This is a genomic window from bacterium (assembly GCA_035281585.1).
In the GTDB taxonomy this organism is placed as follows: domain Bacteria; phylum UBA10199; class UBA10199; order DSSB01; family DSSB01; genus DATEDP01.
The window spans coordinates 1-17,089 of sequence record DATEDP010000058.1 but is presented as its reverse complement, the minus strand read 5'-3'; the positions used below and the strand labels follow the sequence as shown (position 1 = coordinate 17,089).

15 protein-coding genes are annotated in these 17,089 nt (G+C 61.3%); 2 read left to right on the top strand and 13 right to left on the bottom strand.

Annotated features, from left to right (window positions below; all coding sequences use genetic code 11):
- A partial coding sequence (locus VJR29_04415; GenBank protein HKY62643.1) for a hypothetical protein occupies positions 1–4,197 on the bottom strand: 4,197 nt, incomplete at its 3' end.
- A gap of 142 nt (positions 4,198–4,339) precedes the next feature.
- Complete coding sequence (locus VJR29_04410; GenBank protein ID HKY62642.1) at positions 4,340–5,443, bottom strand: LuxR C-terminal-related transcriptional regulator; 1,104 nt, start codon at positions 5,441–5,443, stop codon at positions 4,340–4,342.
- Positions 5,444–5,603: 160 nt separating this feature from the next.
- Here VJR29_04410 and VJR29_04405 point away from each other — a divergent pair, with 160 nt between their 5' ends.
- Together VJR29_04405 and VJR29_04400 are read left to right on the top strand one after the other, a co-directional pair.
- On the top strand, positions 5,604–6,197 hold the full coding sequence (locus tag VJR29_04405) for a LuxR C-terminal-related transcriptional regulator (protein HKY62641.1): 594 nt from the start codon (positions 5,604–5,606) through the stop codon (positions 6,195–6,197).
- Positions 6,198–6,264: 67 nt separating this feature from the next.
- Entirely contained in the window at positions 6,265–7,236 is a 972-nt protein-coding gene (locus VJR29_04400) for a hypothetical protein (protein HKY62640.1), read from the top strand.
- Positions 7,237–7,263: 27 nt separating this feature from the next.
- Here VJR29_04400 and ispH read toward each other — a convergent pair whose 3' ends face one another.
- From ispH to pheA, 11 genes are all read right to left on the bottom strand, one after another.
- Positions 7,264–8,211, bottom strand: coding sequence for a 4-hydroxy-3-methylbut-2-enyl diphosphate reductase (gene ispH, locus VJR29_04395; protein ID HKY62639.1), 948 nt, complete (start codon positions 8,209–8,211; stop codon positions 7,264–7,266).
- A gap of 9 nt (positions 8,212–8,220) precedes the next feature.
- Positions 8,221–9,147, bottom strand: a complete 927-nt coding sequence (gene cysK, locus VJR29_04390; protein ID HKY62638.1) for a cysteine synthase A — start codon at positions 9,145–9,147, stop codon at positions 8,221–8,223.
- 6 nt (positions 9,148–9,153) lie between these two features.
- Positions 9,154–9,558: a LapA family protein gene (locus tag VJR29_04385; GenBank protein ID HKY62637.1), complete on the bottom strand. Its 405-nt coding sequence runs from the start codon at positions 9,556–9,558 to the stop codon at positions 9,154–9,156.
- Between the two features lie 28 nt (positions 9,559–9,586).
- Positions 9,587–10,090: an HIT domain-containing protein gene (locus tag VJR29_04380; GenBank protein HKY62636.1), complete on the bottom strand. Its 504-nt coding sequence runs from the start codon at positions 10,088–10,090 to the stop codon at positions 9,587–9,589.
- Positions 10,087–10,410, bottom strand: a complete 324-nt coding sequence (locus VJR29_04375; protein HKY62635.1) for an integration host factor subunit beta — start codon at positions 10,408–10,410, stop codon at positions 10,087–10,089. The genes VJR29_04380 and VJR29_04375 overlap by 4 nt, the downstream gene beginning before the upstream one ends.
- Positions 10,407–11,300 (bottom strand): signal peptide peptidase SppA, encoded by an 894-nt coding sequence (gene sppA / locus VJR29_04370; protein ID HKY62634.1) that lies wholly within the window; start codon positions 11,298–11,300, stop codon positions 10,407–10,409. Before sppA ends, VJR29_04375 begins: the two co-directional genes overlap by 4 nt.
- A gap of 6 nt (positions 11,301–11,306) precedes the next feature.
- Positions 11,307–12,950 carry a 30S ribosomal protein S1 gene (locus VJR29_04365; GenBank protein ID HKY62633.1) on the bottom strand — a complete coding sequence of 548 codons (1,644 nt, stop codon included), beginning with the start codon at positions 12,948–12,950 and terminating at the stop codon, positions 11,307–11,309.
- A 133-nt stretch (positions 12,951–13,083) separates the two neighbouring features.
- Entirely contained in the window at positions 13,084–13,845 is a 762-nt protein-coding gene (locus VJR29_04360; protein ID HKY62632.1) for a hypothetical protein, read from the bottom strand.
- Positions 13,842–15,143 (bottom strand): 3-phosphoshikimate 1-carboxyvinyltransferase, encoded by a 1,302-nt coding sequence (aroA, locus tag VJR29_04355; GenBank protein HKY62631.1) that lies wholly within the window; start codon positions 15,141–15,143, stop codon positions 13,842–13,844. Before aroA ends, VJR29_04360 begins: the two co-directional genes overlap by 4 nt.
- On the bottom strand, positions 15,140–15,994 hold the full coding sequence (locus VJR29_04350; protein HKY62630.1) for a prephenate dehydrogenase/arogenate dehydrogenase family protein: 855 nt from the start codon (positions 15,992–15,994) through the stop codon (positions 15,140–15,142). The genes aroA and VJR29_04350 overlap by 4 nt, the downstream gene beginning before the upstream one ends.
- The coding region (gene pheA, locus VJR29_04345) for a prephenate dehydratase (protein HKY62629.1) at positions 15,991–17,089 on the bottom strand (1,099 nt) is incomplete at its 5' end. The genes pheA and VJR29_04350, both read right to left, overlap by 4 nt.

Here is a 17,089-nt window from a genome sequence, read left to right as displayed (position 1 = left end):
TTTGTAGAGGAGGCCGCCGGCCTTGCTCATGGCGTAGATCTCTTGATTGACCCGACGGATGTCGCCGGCGCTCTCGGCCGCTTTCAGCTTTTCGATGATGCCGTCGATGGCCTGGTTGGCGGCCCGAATGTTGGGAATGTCCTCGGCCAGCAGGCCGCCTTCGGTGGCCAGACCCCGGTAGAGCCAATGCTTCTGCTTGTAACCGGCCCACATCCCGCGCTTGGCCCGCTCCAAGCCTTGGATGTAATTCTCCACCGCCGAGCGGAATTTCGGATCCTGAGATTTGAAGCCCTCGATCCGCAGCGGAAGGCTCTCGCCCATCTCGATCGCCGCTCCCATTTCGTCGGCCAATCCCTTCAAGCCGTCGAAGGGCTCGCGGTCGGCGGCCGCCATCTCGCCCAGCATATCCTCTTCCAAATATCGCCCCAAGCCGGTGGAAGCCGGCAGCGCGTTCAAGACTGGCAAGTCCTGGGCCGATTGCAAGATTTCGTCGGCCCATTTCAAGGCTTTGGAATCGGTCGGCAGCGGCGCGGCGAGGAAGCGGCGTAGGTCTTGGATCAGGCTTTGAAGCTGGGCCTCGCTTTGGATGCCGTCCAATCGGGCCAAGAGGCGCTCGGCATTTTGCAGCAAATGGGCTCGGTTGGCCGGAGTGGCGGCGATTCCCCCTTCCCGCCAATTATCGTCGTCGGCGGCCAGCAGCCAGGCGCCGGCCAGCTTGGTTCTCAATTGGCTGACCGGATCGGGGCGGTCCTTGTTTCGCTCCTGAATCTCCGCCAAGCGCCGGATCTCGTCGCCGCCGATGCGGCCGCCGTCTGGCAGCCTTAAGCCCCGGACTTTTTCGGCCTCGAAGAGATATTTTTGGCGACGTTCTTCGGTTTTGACTTCGATTTCATCGATCGATCCTAGGATGTCGAGTCCGACGCGAACCGCCTGTTCCCGCTGTTTCGCATCGACCGCAAGGTTGGAGATGTTGAGATCGAAGACGATGAGGTCGACCGTGGCGCTCTGCTTTCCGACGAGATAGGCCTGAAGGCCATGGGCGCCTTCCTGCGACTTGGTCCGCCCGATCGCCCGCACCAAATCGACTCGAAGCTGGGAATCGAAATGCTCTTGGTCTTCAAGGATTGCGCGAAGCCGGGCCCTTCCTTCTTTCGAGCTCAGGTGGGTCGAGGCGAATTGGGTGGGACTGACCGTCGCCAGCTCCCGGGTCAGGGCCCGGACTCTTTCCAGCCCTTCGCCGGGCGCGAAAGCCCGGCTTCCGGCCACCGCGGCCTGCCCGCTCTGGAAAAGCGTCGTCAACAAGGAGTCGAATTCGCTGGACTGAAAGACCAAGCGGTAGTTGTCGAAGACGCCGCGCCATCGGGCCGAATAGCCCGCCAAGTCGGAGAGCTTGCGGCCCTCGATCCACATTTGGTCGAGCAGCCATTGCTTGAACTCGCCGGGGCCGGCGGCGCGGACCTTCGACATGTCCAAGGCGCCGTTGGCGTCGCGATAGAGCGAAGGCACCAGCGGTCCGATCAAGGCTCGGACTTCCTCGCTCACCTTGCCTAGCTCGGCCTGAGCCTCGGCCTCGAAGCGAGCGACGATTCCTTCGACCTCTCGACGAAGCCCGGCGAGCTCGGTCGATGAAGCGGTGCTGGCCACGAAGGTTTCAGCTTTGCGGCGCAGCTCGCGGCTCGGCCCATCGAGCTGAGCCAGCTTGACCTCGTAATACAGCTTTTTGACCGGATCGGCCTCGGTCAGGGCCCGCGAAGCCAGCTCGGAGCGGCGGCCGCAGCGCAGCAAGGCTTCGGCCACCTTCGTTTGCTGGGCCGGGCGCAGGCTTTCGTAGGCCGCGGTGAAAGCGAAGGATGGGGCTCCGCTTTCGTCGTTCGTCAAGCTGACGTATTCGGAAAGCACGCCGAGGCCCTCGCCGGCCTTGGTTCGTTGGAGCGAGCCCGGCTCCAAATGGCCGGCGGCGGCGAAGCGCCGACCTTGCCCGATCATGCCTTCGAGTCGTTGCCGGTCGCCGGCCTCTCCGAGCAAACTATCCAGCGCCAAGGCCTCTTTTTTATGGCCCAGGGCTTCGTTCAATTTTTTTTCGGTTTGGAGCAGCTCGACGATCCGGGCCGAATCGGGCGGCATCTCCTCCTCGGCCCGAACTCTTTCGCCATGAGCCTCGTTCAAACGGCGCCGCAAGCCGTCTTCATAGTTCCAAAGCTCCTGATAGGGTTGGAATTGGCCTTCCACGTCCATCGAGACCAAATGAGTGGCCGAGCGCAGAGCTCCCAAGGCCTTGCCGAATTCGCCGGCGCTGTCGGCGGCGGAATGCAAGGCACGACGGACGTCGAAGCGGCGCTCGAGCGGCTCCTTGCCGGTTTCGGCTTTTAGCGCCTGGCCGAGAATGGCGACCGAATCGCGGTAGACCTTGGCGGCTTCCCCGCCTTGACCCTGGCGCTCCAAAATCTGAGCGAGGAGAAGCCGTGATTTCCCCAACCAAGCCAACTGGGGCCAAGTGTCGACTTGGGACGGATTGAGGGCGCCTTCGAGCGGCTTTTCGCGGTTCAGCAGGCCGCGCAGCGACTCCTGCTGCTCGGCCGAACGCGCCAACAGAGCCTTGGCTTCCTCCGGCCGGCCCTGGGCGGAAAGTTTTTCGGCGGCTTGGTAGTTTTGTTCCAAGGCCTTCTCATGGGTCGAGAGCAGGCGCTGACTCAGGGCCCGGTCCTGCGGCGCCAAACGGGCTGCTCCCACCAGGACCTCGACCGCCGCCCCCTGGTGCCCTTCGGCCGAATAGGCATCGGCGAGGGCCAGGTGCCTTTCCACCTTGTCGGGATCGAAGTAGAGGGCCCGCTCCAGCTTGTCGGTGGCCTCGGCGCTGCCGGGATCCTCCTGCTGCAGGGCGCGGGCTTCGGAGCTCAACCGCTCGGCCATGAAGCCGGCGAAGCCTTGGTGCCGAGCTTTCTCGTTCTCCCCCTTGGGGATTTCCAAACCTTCTTCCTGGAGAGCCGCCTGGACTGCGGAGTCCGAGAGATGAGCGCCGATGTAATCGTAGATTTCCCGGTGGGAGAGCCGGCGGTCCTTGCCCCCATTCGCCACCGAATCCATCGCTTCATCAGGGATGCCTTGGCGCTTCAAGGCCTCGTAGAGCGCCGCCGCCATCGGATTGGGCGCCGAGAGGCTGGCGAATTCTCTTTCATAGGGCCGCTCTCGTTCGTCGGCGAGCTGGGCCCGCCGCGTCCACTCGGCTTGGCCCTTGGGGTCGCTGGCGGCGGCCGCTTGGAAGGCCTTTCGCGCCAAGCCGTGGCGGCCGGCTTCGAACAGGCGGTTGCCCAGGAAGATCCAGCTCTTTTCGCCCTTGGGCAAAAGCTTGTTCCCCCCTTTCCCGCTCAGCAAGGCGTGGAGCCGGTCGAGATCGGCATCCGTGGCGGCATGCTCGAGGGCCAGCCGCAGATGGTTCCTGGCTTTTCGCAGCTGGCCATCGGCCAAGCTCCGCTCGGCTAAGCCGATTTGAGCCAAGGCGTGCCGCGGATCCATTTCGGCGGCGGCTTCAAGCAGGACCTGAGCCCTTGCTCGGTCACCACCGGCTTCGGCTTTCAGCGACGCCCCGTAGGCCAAGCCGGCAAAAATTTGCGCCGGCTCCAAATTGCGGAGGAATTCGGGCAAGAGCTCGGGATGCAGGATGCGTCCGTCGTCGCCCAGAAAACCAGGATCCAAGCCGTGGCTCAACGCTTTGGTGCGCAGCGCCTCGACGTGCCGCGGATTGCGGCGCAGGATCAACTCGAGCTCGGCCCGGCCCTCCCTAATCCAAGTTTCGCGCAGCTCCGAGTTTTTCGCGCGGTTGGCGCGGGTGAAGTAAGCATTGGCCAAGGCCAGGTGCAGTCCCGGATCTTGCGGCTCCAATTGGAGCGCGCTTTGGAAAAGCCGGACGCTTGAATCGAGGTTTTGGGAGATGGATTTCTTGGCCAGCTCGAGGACTCGAAGCTTGGCCGTCGCGAAGCGCTCCGCTGGGAGCCGGCCTTTCTCATCCAGAAGGTCGCTGAGATCGAGGCCCAAGGTCTTGGCCGCCGCGGTGAAACGCTGAAGTTTTCGGGTAGAATGGGGCGTCGCCGGCTCGGCCGCCAATAGAGCTTCCGCGCCATCTAAAGGCCGGCTGCCTTCCGCCAAATTGTCGACCATCCATGGCTTGGCCGCCGGATGAATGGACCCCGCTTTTTTCACGCCGCCCCTCAACCGTGAAAATACTGTTTAATTTCGGATACTTATAAAAGTTTCCGCAAGGCCTTATCGGCGCCCATGCCGACTAGGTTGTTGAAAATATTAGCGAAGTTTATCGAAAAGGGGAATCGCCAAGCCGAGTGATTTATTCCTCTTCCAATTCTCCAAAGCGGGGGTGGAGACCGTTGGCCAGAAGAGCCGCTTGGACCCGTGAGGCAACTCCCATTTTGGCGAGGATTTGGCCGACGTGGGAGCGGACGGTGGCGTGAGAGATGAAAAGTTTTTTGCCGATCTCCCGGTCCGCCAAGCCGCGGGCCAACCAGTGAAGCACTTCGGTTTCGGCGACGGAGAGCCGGTAATTGAGAGCCGCTTCCTTTAGCCGAGGCGAAACTCCCGGGACCTCGAGCTCGGCGACCACGAAGGCCGTTCCGGTCCGAGTTTGGATCACCCGCAAATCGGCTCGGATCGAAAAAGCCTGGCCGCGCCGGCGGATCTGCACGTTGCTCATGAGCGGGGCGGGGTCGAGGCTTTTCGCGTAGAGACGGCGGAATCGGCGAGCGGCTTGGACCAGGATCTCCGGCAAGCTTCGCCTGCTGCCATGGTCCAGGCCGATGGCCAAGATCGCTTGCTCCGAGGCCCAGAGCAAGTTGCCGTCAAAATCCAAGGCGATTTTCGGGGGACCGGCCGACTCGAGCATGGTTTCGACATAGGGGCGGGTCCTCGAGAACTCTTCCCAACGCAGGGCCCGTCGAGTCAGGGACTTGAGGGGCGACAGGGTCTTGGCCATGAGGAATTCCTCGCCCTCGCCGAAGTCCCGGCCCTTGGGCCGAGCCAAGAGGATGCCGACCATTCCGGGCGCGTCATGGGCGGTTTCGGAGAGCCGCAAAAAAAGATAATCGTCGATTCCTTGGCAAAGGGAGAATTCATAAACCGGCGAGCCTTTCATCTCCTGAAATTCGGGGTAACGGGAGGCGTGGCAGATCCATGGATTGACCCCGTGCATCACCTTTTGCATCGGATCATGGCCGCGGTGTTCGCCCATGTATTCGTAATTCGCCAAGACTTGGGTTCCGGCGATGTTGACGAGACGGCCCTCGGCGTCGATCCGGTAAAGAAGCGAGGCACTGGTCTCCAGGCTTTGCTCCAAGAGCGGCAGAACTGAACGTCCCAAATCGTCGAGAGTGGCCGCTTCGAAGGTGGCCCGAATGGACTCGTCCACCAGTCGCTCTTGTTGGAAAGTGGTCTGCATAGCTCCCTCCGGCGGAGCTCATTCTAGCACAAGAAGCCCGCCCTTGGATCCATCTATTTAGATGAAAATGGCGCCGCGATTTCTGCCCCACAATCCTCGATAGAACGGATTTGGCCGGCAAGGCCCGCGACTACAATGACCTTCAGCTCGGGAGGTCTCCATGTTGCAGTCGATCCAAAAAAAATCGAGCTCGCAGATCGGTGGGTGCCCTCATGCCCAATCGGTTCTGGAATCGATGCTGGAAACGAAGGGATGGCCCAAGCTGGCGCTGGATCCCCAAGGCCATTTGCTGTGGATATCGGAGCGCGCCCAAACCCTGTTAGCTTCGGGCAAGAGCGAGTGGAAAGTTCCTCCGGATTTGGCCGGAGCGGCACGGCATCTCTGCTCTTTGACCGAAACTCGTTCGAGTCCCGCCTCCCCGATTTCCTCATGGATCCCGTCCGGCAATGGCCAATCGTCCCTTGCCGTCGAATTGCGTCTTGTCCGGACATCGACCGGAGCTTCCTTCGTCATGGTCGAGCTAATGGACCTACCGGAGCGTTGCCGGCTCACAAAGGCCGAGGTTCATGTCCTGGCGTTGGTGGCCGAGGGCTTGAGCAATCGCGAAATTGCCCGCCGCATTTTCATTTCCACAAGCACTGTCCATTCCCACCTGAAGAGCGTCATGAGCAAGCTTGACGTGCGCTCCCGAACCCGAGCGGCGCTGGTGGCTCATGGAATTTTCGTAAGAAGTTCGTTCATCCATTCGCAATAAATAGGAGGCTTCTATGATAGGTGATATGTCATTCAAGAAACGATTCAAAATACCGTGGCTTCTCGCAATGGCCTGTCTAACCGGCTCGATCGCCGCGGAGAGCCGCGCCGATTCGATCGGGTACCCCTTGCCGGCCTTGGGGGCCTTTTCCTGCGATTTCACCCTGGATCTATCTTTGTCCGGGAACCCAGGGCCGATCATCGAACGGGATCGCATCTGGCTTCAGCAAGATACCGTCGACTTGAAGCCGGCCTGGGCCGCCGATCCCGGCATGATGCAAAAACATATTCCGATCATTCCCACCGGGGAAACAACGGTTCTCGGGGGTGGGAGATACCTGTTCACCTCCCGCCTCCAAGCCGCGGCCTACGAGAACTTGCTTCTGAATGAATACCAGTACCCCGCGGGAACAAATTTCACGGATCGAACCGAGTTTTCGGATGCCGAATGCCGCGACTGGGGAGTGGTCTTGGCCTGGCGTTTCACCGAGCTCGACACCCACACGGCCCTTCGGACCGAGCGGTTCGACACCGGGAGATCGAATCTCCTGCAAGAGGCTGTCCTGCGCCTGGCCTTGCTGGCCAAGGCGCCGGGCATCATCGCCGAGGCCAAAGCCCGAGGCTTGGGTGAAGTCCATATCCTGCACAATGCCGAAGACCACAAGGTCCAGCTCGTCTATATCCAGTCCCGGATCTCTCCGGACAATCCCGATGGAGCCGCCCTTGGCAATCTCTTGAGCCAGGAGCCTTTGGGCGCCGCTTTGGAGACATTGGGCTTGGACCGAGTCGTCGACCAGACTCAGTTCGTCTTCACCATTTGGCTGCCTTTCGAGGAAGGCGACCTTGGAGAGGCCTCGCTTTGGCCGAACTCGCCGCCGCTTCCCCTGCCCTTCTGCGGCGATGGGGTTTGCGTTCCGAGCCACGGCGAAGACGGCTCGAGCTGTGCCGTCGACTGCCCGGAGAATTGCGGGGACGGCATCTGCCAGGGGCCGGAGGAAGCTAAGGAAAACTGCCCGGTGGATTGTCACTGGGAGGGGTGAAAGAAGCGGGGCTAAAGCCCCTTGCTACTAAAACTCATCTTCGGGGGCGAAGTCGCCGTCGAGGATTTCGCCATCGGTGCCTTCCTTGCGGAACAGCACTTCGCCGGGAAAGAGCTCGGCAACTCGGCGCTGAACGTCGTCAATCTGCGACTTCGGCGTCGAGGTGCCGGCGCCGATGCCGAGATGCCGGATGTCCTTGAGCCATTCGGCCTGGAGCAGGTCCGGCGAGTCGATGTGGTAAGTCTTTTCCGGCAGGTACTTCTTGGCCAGGTTGGCCAGATTGGTCGTGTTGCTGGAATTGAAGCCGCCGACGATGAGAATGGCATCGACCCACTGGGCCAGATCCTCGACCGCTTCCTGCTGGTTCTTCACCGGCTTGCAGCGGGTATCGACCGCCCGCATGTCGGGATACTTGGTGTCGCGAATATATTTCACCAGCTTTTCGAACTTTTCCTTGGTGATCGTGGTCTGGCAGATCGCGATCGTCTTCTCGAGGCCCGGCGGCAGCCGGTCGACCTCTTCCTTGGAATAGACGACGTGGATATTGTTGCCGTAGCTCCGGCTGGCGATGATCTCGGCGTGGTTGGGGTTGCCGATCAGGATGATGTGGAAGCCTTGGTCCTCGAAGGTGCGGATCTTGCGGTAGACCCACTTCAGTAGCACCGGGCAGGTCGCGTCGTGGAACTGGATGCCCTTCTCGATCAGGGTCTCCTTGAGCTCCTTGGGATAGCCGTGGGCGGTGATGACCACTTCTTGGATGCCCTGGCTGCTCAGGTTGTCCATCTCCTGATAACGCTCAAGGATCGGTATGCCTTTTTGGGCTAAATCATTGACGATTTGAGGGTTATGGACGATCGGCCCGAGGATGGGCTTGCGATGCTTTTCAGCCAGCTCGATGGCGGCCTCGACCCCGAAGCAGGTCCCGGCGCTGCGGGCCACGATGACTTCGAGGGCGGGGGTGTTCTGGGTGGTCATGGGCATTCCTTACATCGCATCGAAGAGGCCTGTCGATAGGTAACGCTCGCCGGTGCTGGGCAGGATCGTCACCACCCTTTTCCCCTTGCCCAGTTTCTGGGCGATGGGGATCGAGGCGAAAATCGCCGCGCCCGAGGAGATGCCGACGAAGAGGCCCTCTTTTTCGGCCAAGGCCCGGGCGACGCCGCGGGCCTGCTCATAGGAGACCGTCACGACCTCGTCGATGACGTCGCGGTTCAAAATCTCGGGGACGAAGCCGGCGCCGATGCCTTGGATCTTGTGGGGACCGGGCTGGCCGCCGGAGAGGACCGGCGACTCGCTGGGCTCGATGGCGACGATCCGCACCGAGGGCTTTTCCTTTTTGAAGACCTCGCCCACACCGGTGATGGTGCCGCCGGTTCCGACGCCGGCGACGAAGACGTCGGGCACCTCGCCCAGGGCCGCGATGATTTCGCGGGCGGTGGTCCGGCGATGGACCTCGGGATTGGCCGGATTCTTAAACTGTTGGGGCATGAAGGCCTTGCCCTCTTTCTCGGCCAATTCGTTGGCCCGCTCGATCGCGCCGCGCATGCCTTTGGGGCCGGGAGTCAGCACCAGCTCGGCGCCGTAGGCCCGTAGCAAGGTCTTGCGCTCCTGGCTCATCGTCTCGGGCATGGTGAGGATCAAGCGGTAGCCCCGGGCGGCGCAGGTCATGGCCAAGCCGATGCCGGTGTTGCCGCTGGTCGGCTCGATGATGACGGTTTCGGGCGTGATCAATCCCCGTTTTTCGCCGTCGAGGATCATGTTGAGCCCGATCCGGTCCTTGACCGAGCCGGCCGGATTCTCGCTTTCCATCTTGCCCCAGAGTTCGGCGGCGTCTTCCCCGATCAGCTTGCGCAGCTTCACCATCGGGGTGTCGAAGACCAGGTCCAGGATATTTTGGCCGATGCGTGGCATGTTCCCTCAATGGATCTCGGGTTGCGAAGGCAGCCGGTTGAGCTCCTCCGAAAGCTTGACCTCGGGCAGGACGTTCTTTTCCCGGGCCAGCGAATCGCGCAGCTCGTCGATCTCCCGCTCCAGTTCCCGGATGGTCTTGTTCTTCATCTTGACCTCGCGGTTGCGGGTGAAGGCGTTGACCGCCCCGATCAGGGCCGCGAAGACCATTCCCAGCGTGAAGGCGATGATCAGGAGATAGCCCACCGGGAAGTCGATCGACTCCAAATACAGGAAAGGCGGCATGTTGAACTTGAAGCTGATCTTGGTCGCCAGGCTCGCCGCCTGCTCGGTCGAGTTGGTGATGAAGAAGTTCGCGACGACGAACAGGATCAACGCGGCTAAGATCACTTTAACGAAGCGCCAAGCGGCCATGGATTCCCTCCAGGTTATTTGCCTTTAATTACGATGATCTTCGCTTTTTTGCCAGCTTTTCCAGCATCGGCTTCAAGCGGTCGTAAGTCTCCCAAAGATATTCGATCATCACCTTGGTCTCGTCCAGCACCGGCATCCAATTGGTGTCGCCGGTCCAGCGCGGGACCACGTGGAGATGGAGGTGATCGCGGATTCCGGCGCCGCCGGCCGCGCCGAGGTTGATTCCCAAGTTATGGCCCTGGGGGAACATGGTCTTTTCGAGGGCCTTGATCGATAGGGCCGAGAGCCGGAGCATCTCGGCGTTTTCCGGGTCCTTCAAGCGGCTCATGTCCTTGGTGTGGCGGTAAGGAACCACCATGAGGTGGCCGTTATTGTAGGGAAAGCGGTTCAGGATAATGAAATGATGTTTGCCGCGAAAGAGGATGAGGTTGTCGCGGTCTTTTTTCTGCTTGGGCAGCTTGCAGAAAATGCAGCCCTCGATCTTGGGGCCCAGGATGAATTCTTTCCTCCAGGGCGCCCAGAGGTCTTTCATTCGCCGCTCGCCTTCTGGACCGGCGCCGCGGCGGTTTCGCCGCCGTCGTTGATGCGCTCTTTCAATTCCTTGCCGACCTTGAAAAACGGGACTCGGCGGGTGGTGACGAAGACCTTTTCCCCGCTCTTGGGATTGCGTCCTTGACGGGCGTTCCGGGTTCGAACCTCGAAGCTGCCGAAACCGCGGATCTCGATCCGGTCGCCGTGGCCCAAGGCTTCGGTCATTTTGTCGAAGACGGTGTCGACGATCAAATCGACTTCTTTTCGGGATAAGGTCTTGAGTTGTTCGGTGAGACGATCGACCAGATCGCTTTTGTTCATAGCATCATCCCCTTCGTCCAATAAAGCGCACGACCTTCGCGTAAAAAGTAATACCACTTCAGAAACGTCGACGTTGCCTCACCCTCGGCCAACAATTCGAAGAAGCCGGATTTCTTCTTCCTGGGGTAGACCAATTCGGGCTCTTCGTCCAGACCCAAGAGGTCTTGGGCGATTTCGACCGCCCTTTGTTGACCGCCCAGCTCATCGACCAAGCCCAAGTCCATCGCTTGCTCGCCGGTGAAGACCCGGCCATCGGCCAGCTCCTCGGTCTCGGCCATCGTCAGGCCCCGGCCCCGGGCCACCGCCTCGATGAACTGGCGGTGCATGTCGTCCAGCAGGTCCTGAAGGTAGGCCCGCTCTTCGGGGGTGATCGGACGCAGCGGGCTGCCGACGTCCTTCATTTTCCCCGACTTGAGGACCTCGGCCTTGACCCGAAGCAGCTCGAGCAGGCCCTCGACGTTGGTGTAGTCCATCAGGACGCCGATGCTGCCGGTGATGGTCCCGGGCAAGGCCACGATCGTGTCCGCGGCCACCGCGATGTAGTAACCGCCGGAGGCCGCCACCGTCCCCATCGAGACGATGACATCCTTCTTTTCCTTCACCCGAAGAACCGCGTCGTAGATCTCCTGGGACGCGCTGACGCCGCCGCCCGGTGAATCGATCCGCAGAATCAGGGCCTTGATGCCGTCGTTTTTATAGACCCGATTCAGTTCCTCGATCGAATCCTTGGGGTCGAAAATGCCGCCCCGAATCTCGACCACCGCAACCCGGGTCTTGCCCGGCATGTGGAGCCCCCCTTCGGCCTGGCTTACAGCCCAGGCCAGGAAGAGCGTAAAGCCGAGAAGCCCCAAAGTCGTGAAACCGATGAAAAGAAGCCAATAGCGCTTCATTGCTCCTTAGCTCTTCAAGACGTCGGATAAAGTCGCCGTCGAATCGCCCTGCTTGGCCCGGAAATCCTCCAAGGCCTGCTTCTCGGTCGACTTGTGGTAAGCCCGGATGCTCATCACGACCCGGTGCTCCTTGTCGTCGATGTTGGTCACCTGGGCCTCGATCTCGTCGCCGACCGCCGGCGATTCGCCATCGAGCTCCTTGTTGGAGATGAAGCCCATGACTTCGTCGCCTAAATCGAGCAGGACGCCGTTGTTTTCGACCGAGCTCACCTTACCCTTGACGTGGCTGCCGGTGCCGAAGGAGCGCAGGATCTTCTGATAAGGGTCTTCGTCCAGTTGCTTGACGCCGAGCGAGAAGCGCTCGTTCTCCTGGTCGATATTGAGGACCACCGCCTCGACCTCTTGGCCCTTCTGATAGACCTCGGAAGGGTGCTTGGCCTTGTGGGCCCAGCTGAAATCGGAGACGTGAACCAAGCCGTCGATGCCCTCTTCGATGCCGATGAAGACGCCGAAGTCGGTGACGTTCTTGACCTGGCCCTTGACCCGCGAGCCGAGCGGATACTTCTTTTGGAGCTGGCTCCAGGGGTTGGGCTCGATTTGCTTCATGCCGAGCGAGATCCGGCGGCTATTGGAGTCGAAATCGAGGACCACCGCCTCGATGGTGTCGCCGACGTTGACGATCTTGGACGGGTGCTTGACCTTCTTGAGCCAGCTCATCTCGCTGACGTGAACCAAGCCCTCGACGCCCTCTTCGAGCTCGACGAAGGCGCCGTAATCGGTGACGTTGACGACCTTGCCGCTCAGGCGGGTGCCGACGGTGTATTTCTCGGGCACGCTCTCCCACGGATCGGAGCTGAGCTGCTTCAAGCCCAGGCTGACCTTGTGGCTGTCTTGGTCGAACTTGAGAACGACCACCTTGAGCGTTTGGCCCAGGGCCACCACCTCGGAAGGATGCTGAATCCGGCCCCAAGTCATGTCGGTGATGTGGAGCAAGCCGTCGATGCCGCCCAAATCGATGAAGGCGCCGTAGTCGGTGATGTTCTTGACCTGACCCTCGACGACCTGGCCTTCGGCGATGTTCTTGAGGAGCTCGGCCTTCTGGACCTCGCGCTCCAGCTCGAGGATCGCGCGGCGCGAAAGGACGACGTTGCCCTTGGCCTTGTTGAGCTTGAGGATCTTGAAGCGGAATTTCTTGCCGATGAGCTTGTCGAGGCTCTTGACCGGCTTGAGGTCGATCTGGGAGCCGGGAAGGAAGGCCCGCACGCCGCCGACGTTGACGACCATGCCGCCCTTGATCTTGTTGATGATGACGCCTTCGATGATTCCGTTTTCTTTTTCGACCTCGGCCAGCTTGTCCCAAGCTTGGAGGGCGTCGGCCTTTTCCTTGCTTAAGACCACCATGCCGGATTCGTCTTCGGCGGCCTCGAACACCACGTCGACTTTTTCGCCGGGTTGGACGGTCACTTCGCCGTCGAGATTGCGGAATTCATCGATATTGATCTGGCCCTCGGACTTAAAACCGATGTCGACCATGACGTAATCGCGGGTCACTTTGACCACGGTGCCCTTGACGAGCTCCCCCTCGTTGAGGGGATGTTTCTTAAGGGATTCTTCAAAAAGAGCCCCGAAGTCTTCGTTATTATTGAGCATAATGCAGTTTAAAAACCTCCTGGGTTTTGGAATTTGCCTTAAAAGGCTGGCGGACTATAGAGATTTTGTCAATACGTGTCAAAGCAGAAATGATTAGTTTTTGCGGGGTTATCTCGGGTGAAGGTGGTTTCCCTCACCAAGTCTCCTGGACTCGGTGCAAGGCCGCCTGGCCTTCCCTCTCCCTTCCGACCGGGACCGGGATCAGGACCTCGTCGATTCGGTAGCCGCCTTTCACGCGGACCTCGAATTTGAAGAGCAAGTGAGGGAAGCCTTCATCCTCTCCCCATTGGACGCTGAGAAAACGCGGGTGCCAGCGGCTTTTATAGAGATCCCCGCTGTAATAGAGACCGGCCGGCCCCAGGATCACCTCCCCGCCCAGCCGCTGGAGCTCGCGGAAGCGAAGCCAGCGGTAGAAATCGTCGAAGAGGCCGATGATGCCGAAAAGCCCGGTGAGGGCGAGGAGGCCGAGGGCGCCGTGGGCCAGCGAGGTCGCGAGCGGCTTTTTTTCGCCCCAATACTCGAATCCCCCGACCAATAGGCCCAGCAGCGTTCCGGGGATCAATCCGATGGCAAGGTATTTTCCCGTTTGTAATTTCTTTCGCCGGCGCTCCCGCCGCAAGTGTTCCCGCCAAAAATCCGGCTCATAAACCCAATGAACGAAGCGGTTCCCCTCGAGCAGGTCGTTCAAGGTTCGGCGCAAGGCGGACAGCTGCAGCGCCAGGATGAAGACGAGAATCAGCGAGATGAAGGTGCCGGCCAAGCCGAGCCCGGTAAGGGGCTCGAAATCGGTGAAGACCCCGATCAACGTGAGGCCGAGCCCGGTCACGGCGAAGAGGATGGCCCGGCGCAAGTTGCGTTGGTGAACCAAAAAGAGCGGCGAGCGGTCCGAGTTCATGAAGGGTTGGAGGCCAGGCCCGCGAGATGCCGAAAAAAATCAGGATAAGAGGTTTGGACGCACTCGATGCCATGAATCCTCGAAGCCGACGGGGCTTGGGTTGCCGCGATCGCCATGCTCATCGCCACTCGATGGTCGCCGCCGCTTTCGAAATCGCCGGCTTGGAAGGCCGCGGGGCCCTCGACGTCGATGCCCTCGGCCTGGCCCTGGAATCTCACGCCCAGTTTGGCGAGCTCTCGTTCCATGGCCGCGATCCGGTCGGTTTCCTTCACCCGCAGCTCGGCGGCGTCGCGGACTTCGGTTTTGCCACTGGCCGCGGCGGCCGCGATGCAGAGGATCGGGATCTCGTCGATCAAACGCGGGATGAGTGCGCCTTCGATCCGGGCGGCTTTCAAGGCCGAGGCCTTCACTCGCAGGTCGGCGACCGCCTCGCCGGCGATGGATCGCTGGCTGAGCTCTTCGATCGAGGCGCCCATGGCGGAAAGGACATCGAGAATCCCGGTGCGGGTCGGGTTGACGCCGACGTTCTTGAGCAGGATTTCGGAATTCTTGCCGATGGCGGCGCCGACCAGAAAAAAGGCGGCCGAGCTGATGTCGCCGGGAATTTCCAAGTCCTCGGCCTTCAGCCGAGACGCGGCTTGAATTCGGATCCGGCCGCCTTGACGGCTCAAGGGCGCTCCCTTGGCCTGGAGCATGAGCTCGCTATGATCGCGCGAGGCCATGCCCTCCTCCACCGCCGTTTCGCCGGAGGCATAGAGGCCGGCCAGGAGGACGGCGCTCTTCACCTGGGCACTGGCCATCGGCAGCTTGTAATGGATGCCGCGGAGCGGCCGGCCGGTCACCTTGACGATCCGTTCGGTTTCGGAAGCCCGAAACTCCTCGATCTGGGCGCCCATCTCGCGGAGCGGCTTGGCCACCCGCTCCATCGGCCGGCGATTGAGGCTGGCATCGCCGGTCAGCCGGGTTTCGAAAGGTTGGGCGGCGAGGATGCCCATCATCAAGCGCAGGGTCGTGCCGGAATTTCCGCAGTCCAGGACCTTGGCCGGCGGCTTGAGGCCGCGCAGGCCGACGCCATCGACGACGACCTTGTCGGCCGCGACTTGGATCGGCACGCCCATCGCCTGGAAGCAGCCGATGGTCGAGAGCACGTCCTCGCCCATCAAGAGGCCCCGCAGGATCGAGCGCCCTTCGGCCAACGCCGAGAGCATGACCGCTCGATGGGAGATCGACTTGTCGCCGGGCACTCGGAGCTCGCCCTTCAGTGTCGGCGAAGGTTGGATGGTGACGACGACGCTCACAGCTTCCTCCGAACTCGGGCCGCCGAATCGAAATAGCGCCGCAGCGCCCCGGCCCTCGCCCCTCGGATGTCGCGGCCCAAGGCTTTCAAGAGCTTTTCATAGTCGGCCAAGGCCGCCAAGAGGGCCCGGCGATTGTCGAGGCAGATGTCGACCCACATCTCGGCCGAGCTGGCCGCCACCCGGGTTCCGTCGCGAAAGCTGGTGCCGCTGAATTTCAGGGCTCGGCGCCGATTTTTTTTCGAGGCCAATTGGACCAAGGAGAAAGCCAAGAGGTGCGGCAAGTGGCTGGAGGTGGCCAGAATGCGGTCGTGCTCGGTCGCCGGCATCGATTGGACTTTGGCTCCGAGCGCTTTCAAGAGCCGAGCGAGCTTGGCGGCGGTTTGGGCTTCGCCGCGGCCCTCCGGCGTCAGGATCCACCAGCGGCCGCGGAACAGCCCGGACAAGGCCGAGGCCATGCCGGTGTGTTCGGAGCCGGCGATCGGATGGCCGCCGATCCAGACGGCTCGCTTGGGCAGGACCCGCCGGACTTTGGCGTTCAAGGCCGCCTTGGTGCTCCCGACGTCGGTGATGACGGCGCCTTTTTTCAAATGGGGAGCGATCTTCTTGGCCAAGGCCGGGATCGTTCGCACCGGAACCGCCAGGACGACGAGGTCGGCATCTTGGACCGCTTCGACCGGGTCGGAGAAAACGGCGTCGCAGGCCCGCCGGCGCAGGGCTTCGCGCCGCGAGTCCGGCGAACGGTTGTAGCCCATGACCCGCTTGGCCAAGCCGAGCCGCTTCAAATCGAGGGCCAGCGAGCCCCCGATCAGGCCCAGCCCGAGGATGGCGACATTGGGGAAAATCGGTTTCATGCGCGGCCGTTGGTCTTGCTGATTTCGCGGGGATAGGAGCCCAGAACTTGGAAGAAGCTGCATTCCCGCTCCATGGTTTTGAGCACCTCGGCGATCGCCGGCTCTTCCATGTGGCCGTCGAGGTCGATGAAAAAGACGTATTCCCAGGCCCGTTTCTTGAGCGGCCTGGATTCGATCTTGGTCATGTTGATCTTGCTGTCGGCCAGCGGCTTCAAGAGCCGGAAGAGCACGCCGGGCTCGTCGCGGGTCGAGAACATGATCGAGGTCTTGTCATGGCCGGTCGGCTGGGTCGGCTTTTTGCCGATCACCAAGAAGCGGGTGAAGTTGTTGGGGTAGTCCTCGATGTGCTTGCGGAGGATCTTCAGCTTGTAGAGCTCGGCGGCGTAATCGCTGGCAATGGCCGCGGCGCCCTTTTCCTTGGTCGCCATCATCGCGCCCTTGGCGTTGGAGTCGGTGGGCATCACCTGAGCCTTGGGCAGATTTTCCTCGAGCCAATGGCGGCATTGGCCGATGGCTTGGGGATGAGCGTAGACCTTCTTGACCTTCTTCAGGTCGCTCTCCTTGGAGAGCAGGTTGTGCTTGATCTCGAGTTGGATCTCGCCGCAGATCGTGAGCGTGAATTCCATGAAGAGATCCAGGGTATGGGTGACCACGCCCTCGTTGGAGTTTTCGATCGGGACGATGCCGTATTGGACCCGGTCGCCGACCACTTCCAGGAAGACGTCGCGCAAGGTGGTCTGGGGGAGGAAATCGGTGGCGGCGCCGAACTTCCGGATGGCGGCCAAATGGGTGTAGGTCGCCTGGGGACCCAGATAGGCGACTTTCAAGGGGGCTTCGAGGGCCAGCGAAGCCGAGAGGATTTCCCGGAAGATTTCCTCGACCGCCCGGAAATCGTAGGGGCCTTTATTGAGCTTCTTGAGGCGCTTCAGCACCAAGACTTCGCGCTCCGGCACGTGGAAGGAGCCGCCGGCCTTCTGCTTGATCTTGCCGATGGCCTGAACCTCGTGGCCGCGCTGAGAAAGCAGATCGAGCAGCTGGGCGTCGAGCTCGTCGATGCGTTGGCGGTGTCTCTTGAGTTCTTCGGGGTCGCTCATG

What these genes read in the sequence shown, in the direction of transcription:
- VJR29_04350 (HKY62630.1), bottom strand. Translation starts at nt 15,994, where the DNA reads ATGAAACCGATTTTCCCCAATGTCGCCATCCTCGGGCTGGGCCTGATC.
- cysK (HKY62638.1), bottom strand. Translation starts at nt 9,147, where the DNA reads ATGCCACGCATCGGCCAAAATATCCTGGACCTGGTCTTCGACACCCCG.
- VJR29_04360 (HKY62632.1), bottom strand. Translation starts at nt 13,845, where the DNA reads ATGAACTCGGACCGCTCGCCGCTCTTTTTGGTTCACCAACGCAACTTG.
- VJR29_04380 (HKY62636.1), bottom strand. Translation starts at nt 10,090, where the DNA reads ATGAAAGACCTCTGGGCGCCCTGGAGGAAAGAATTCATCCTGGGCCCC.
- VJR29_04405 (HKY62641.1), top strand. Translation starts at nt 5,604, where the DNA reads ATGTTGCAGTCGATCCAAAAAAAATCGAGCTCGCAGATCGGTGGGTGC.
- VJR29_04365 (HKY62633.1), bottom strand. Translation starts at nt 12,950, where the DNA reads ATGCTCAATAATAACGAAGACTTCGGGGCTCTTTTTGAAGAATCCCTT.
- VJR29_04375 (HKY62635.1), bottom strand. Translation starts at nt 10,410, where the DNA reads ATGAACAAAAGCGATCTGGTCGATCGTCTCACCGAACAACTCAAGACC.
- VJR29_04410 (HKY62642.1), bottom strand. Translation starts at nt 5,443, where the DNA reads ATGCAGACCACTTTCCAACAAGAGCGACTGGTGGACGAGTCCATTCGG.
- ispH (HKY62639.1), bottom strand. Translation starts at nt 8,211, where the DNA reads ATGACCACCCAGAACACCCCCGCCCTCGAAGTCATCGTGGCCCGCAGC.
- sppA (HKY62634.1), bottom strand. Translation starts at nt 11,300, where the DNA reads ATGAAGCGCTATTGGCTTCTTTTCATCGGTTTCACGACTTTGGGGCTT.
- VJR29_04385 (HKY62637.1), bottom strand. Translation starts at nt 9,558, where the DNA reads ATGGCCGCTTGGCGCTTCGTTAAAGTGATCTTAGCCGCGTTGATCCTG.
- VJR29_04400 (HKY62640.1), top strand. Translation starts at nt 6,265, where the DNA reads ATGGCCTGTCTAACCGGCTCGATCGCCGCGGAGAGCCGCGCCGATTCG.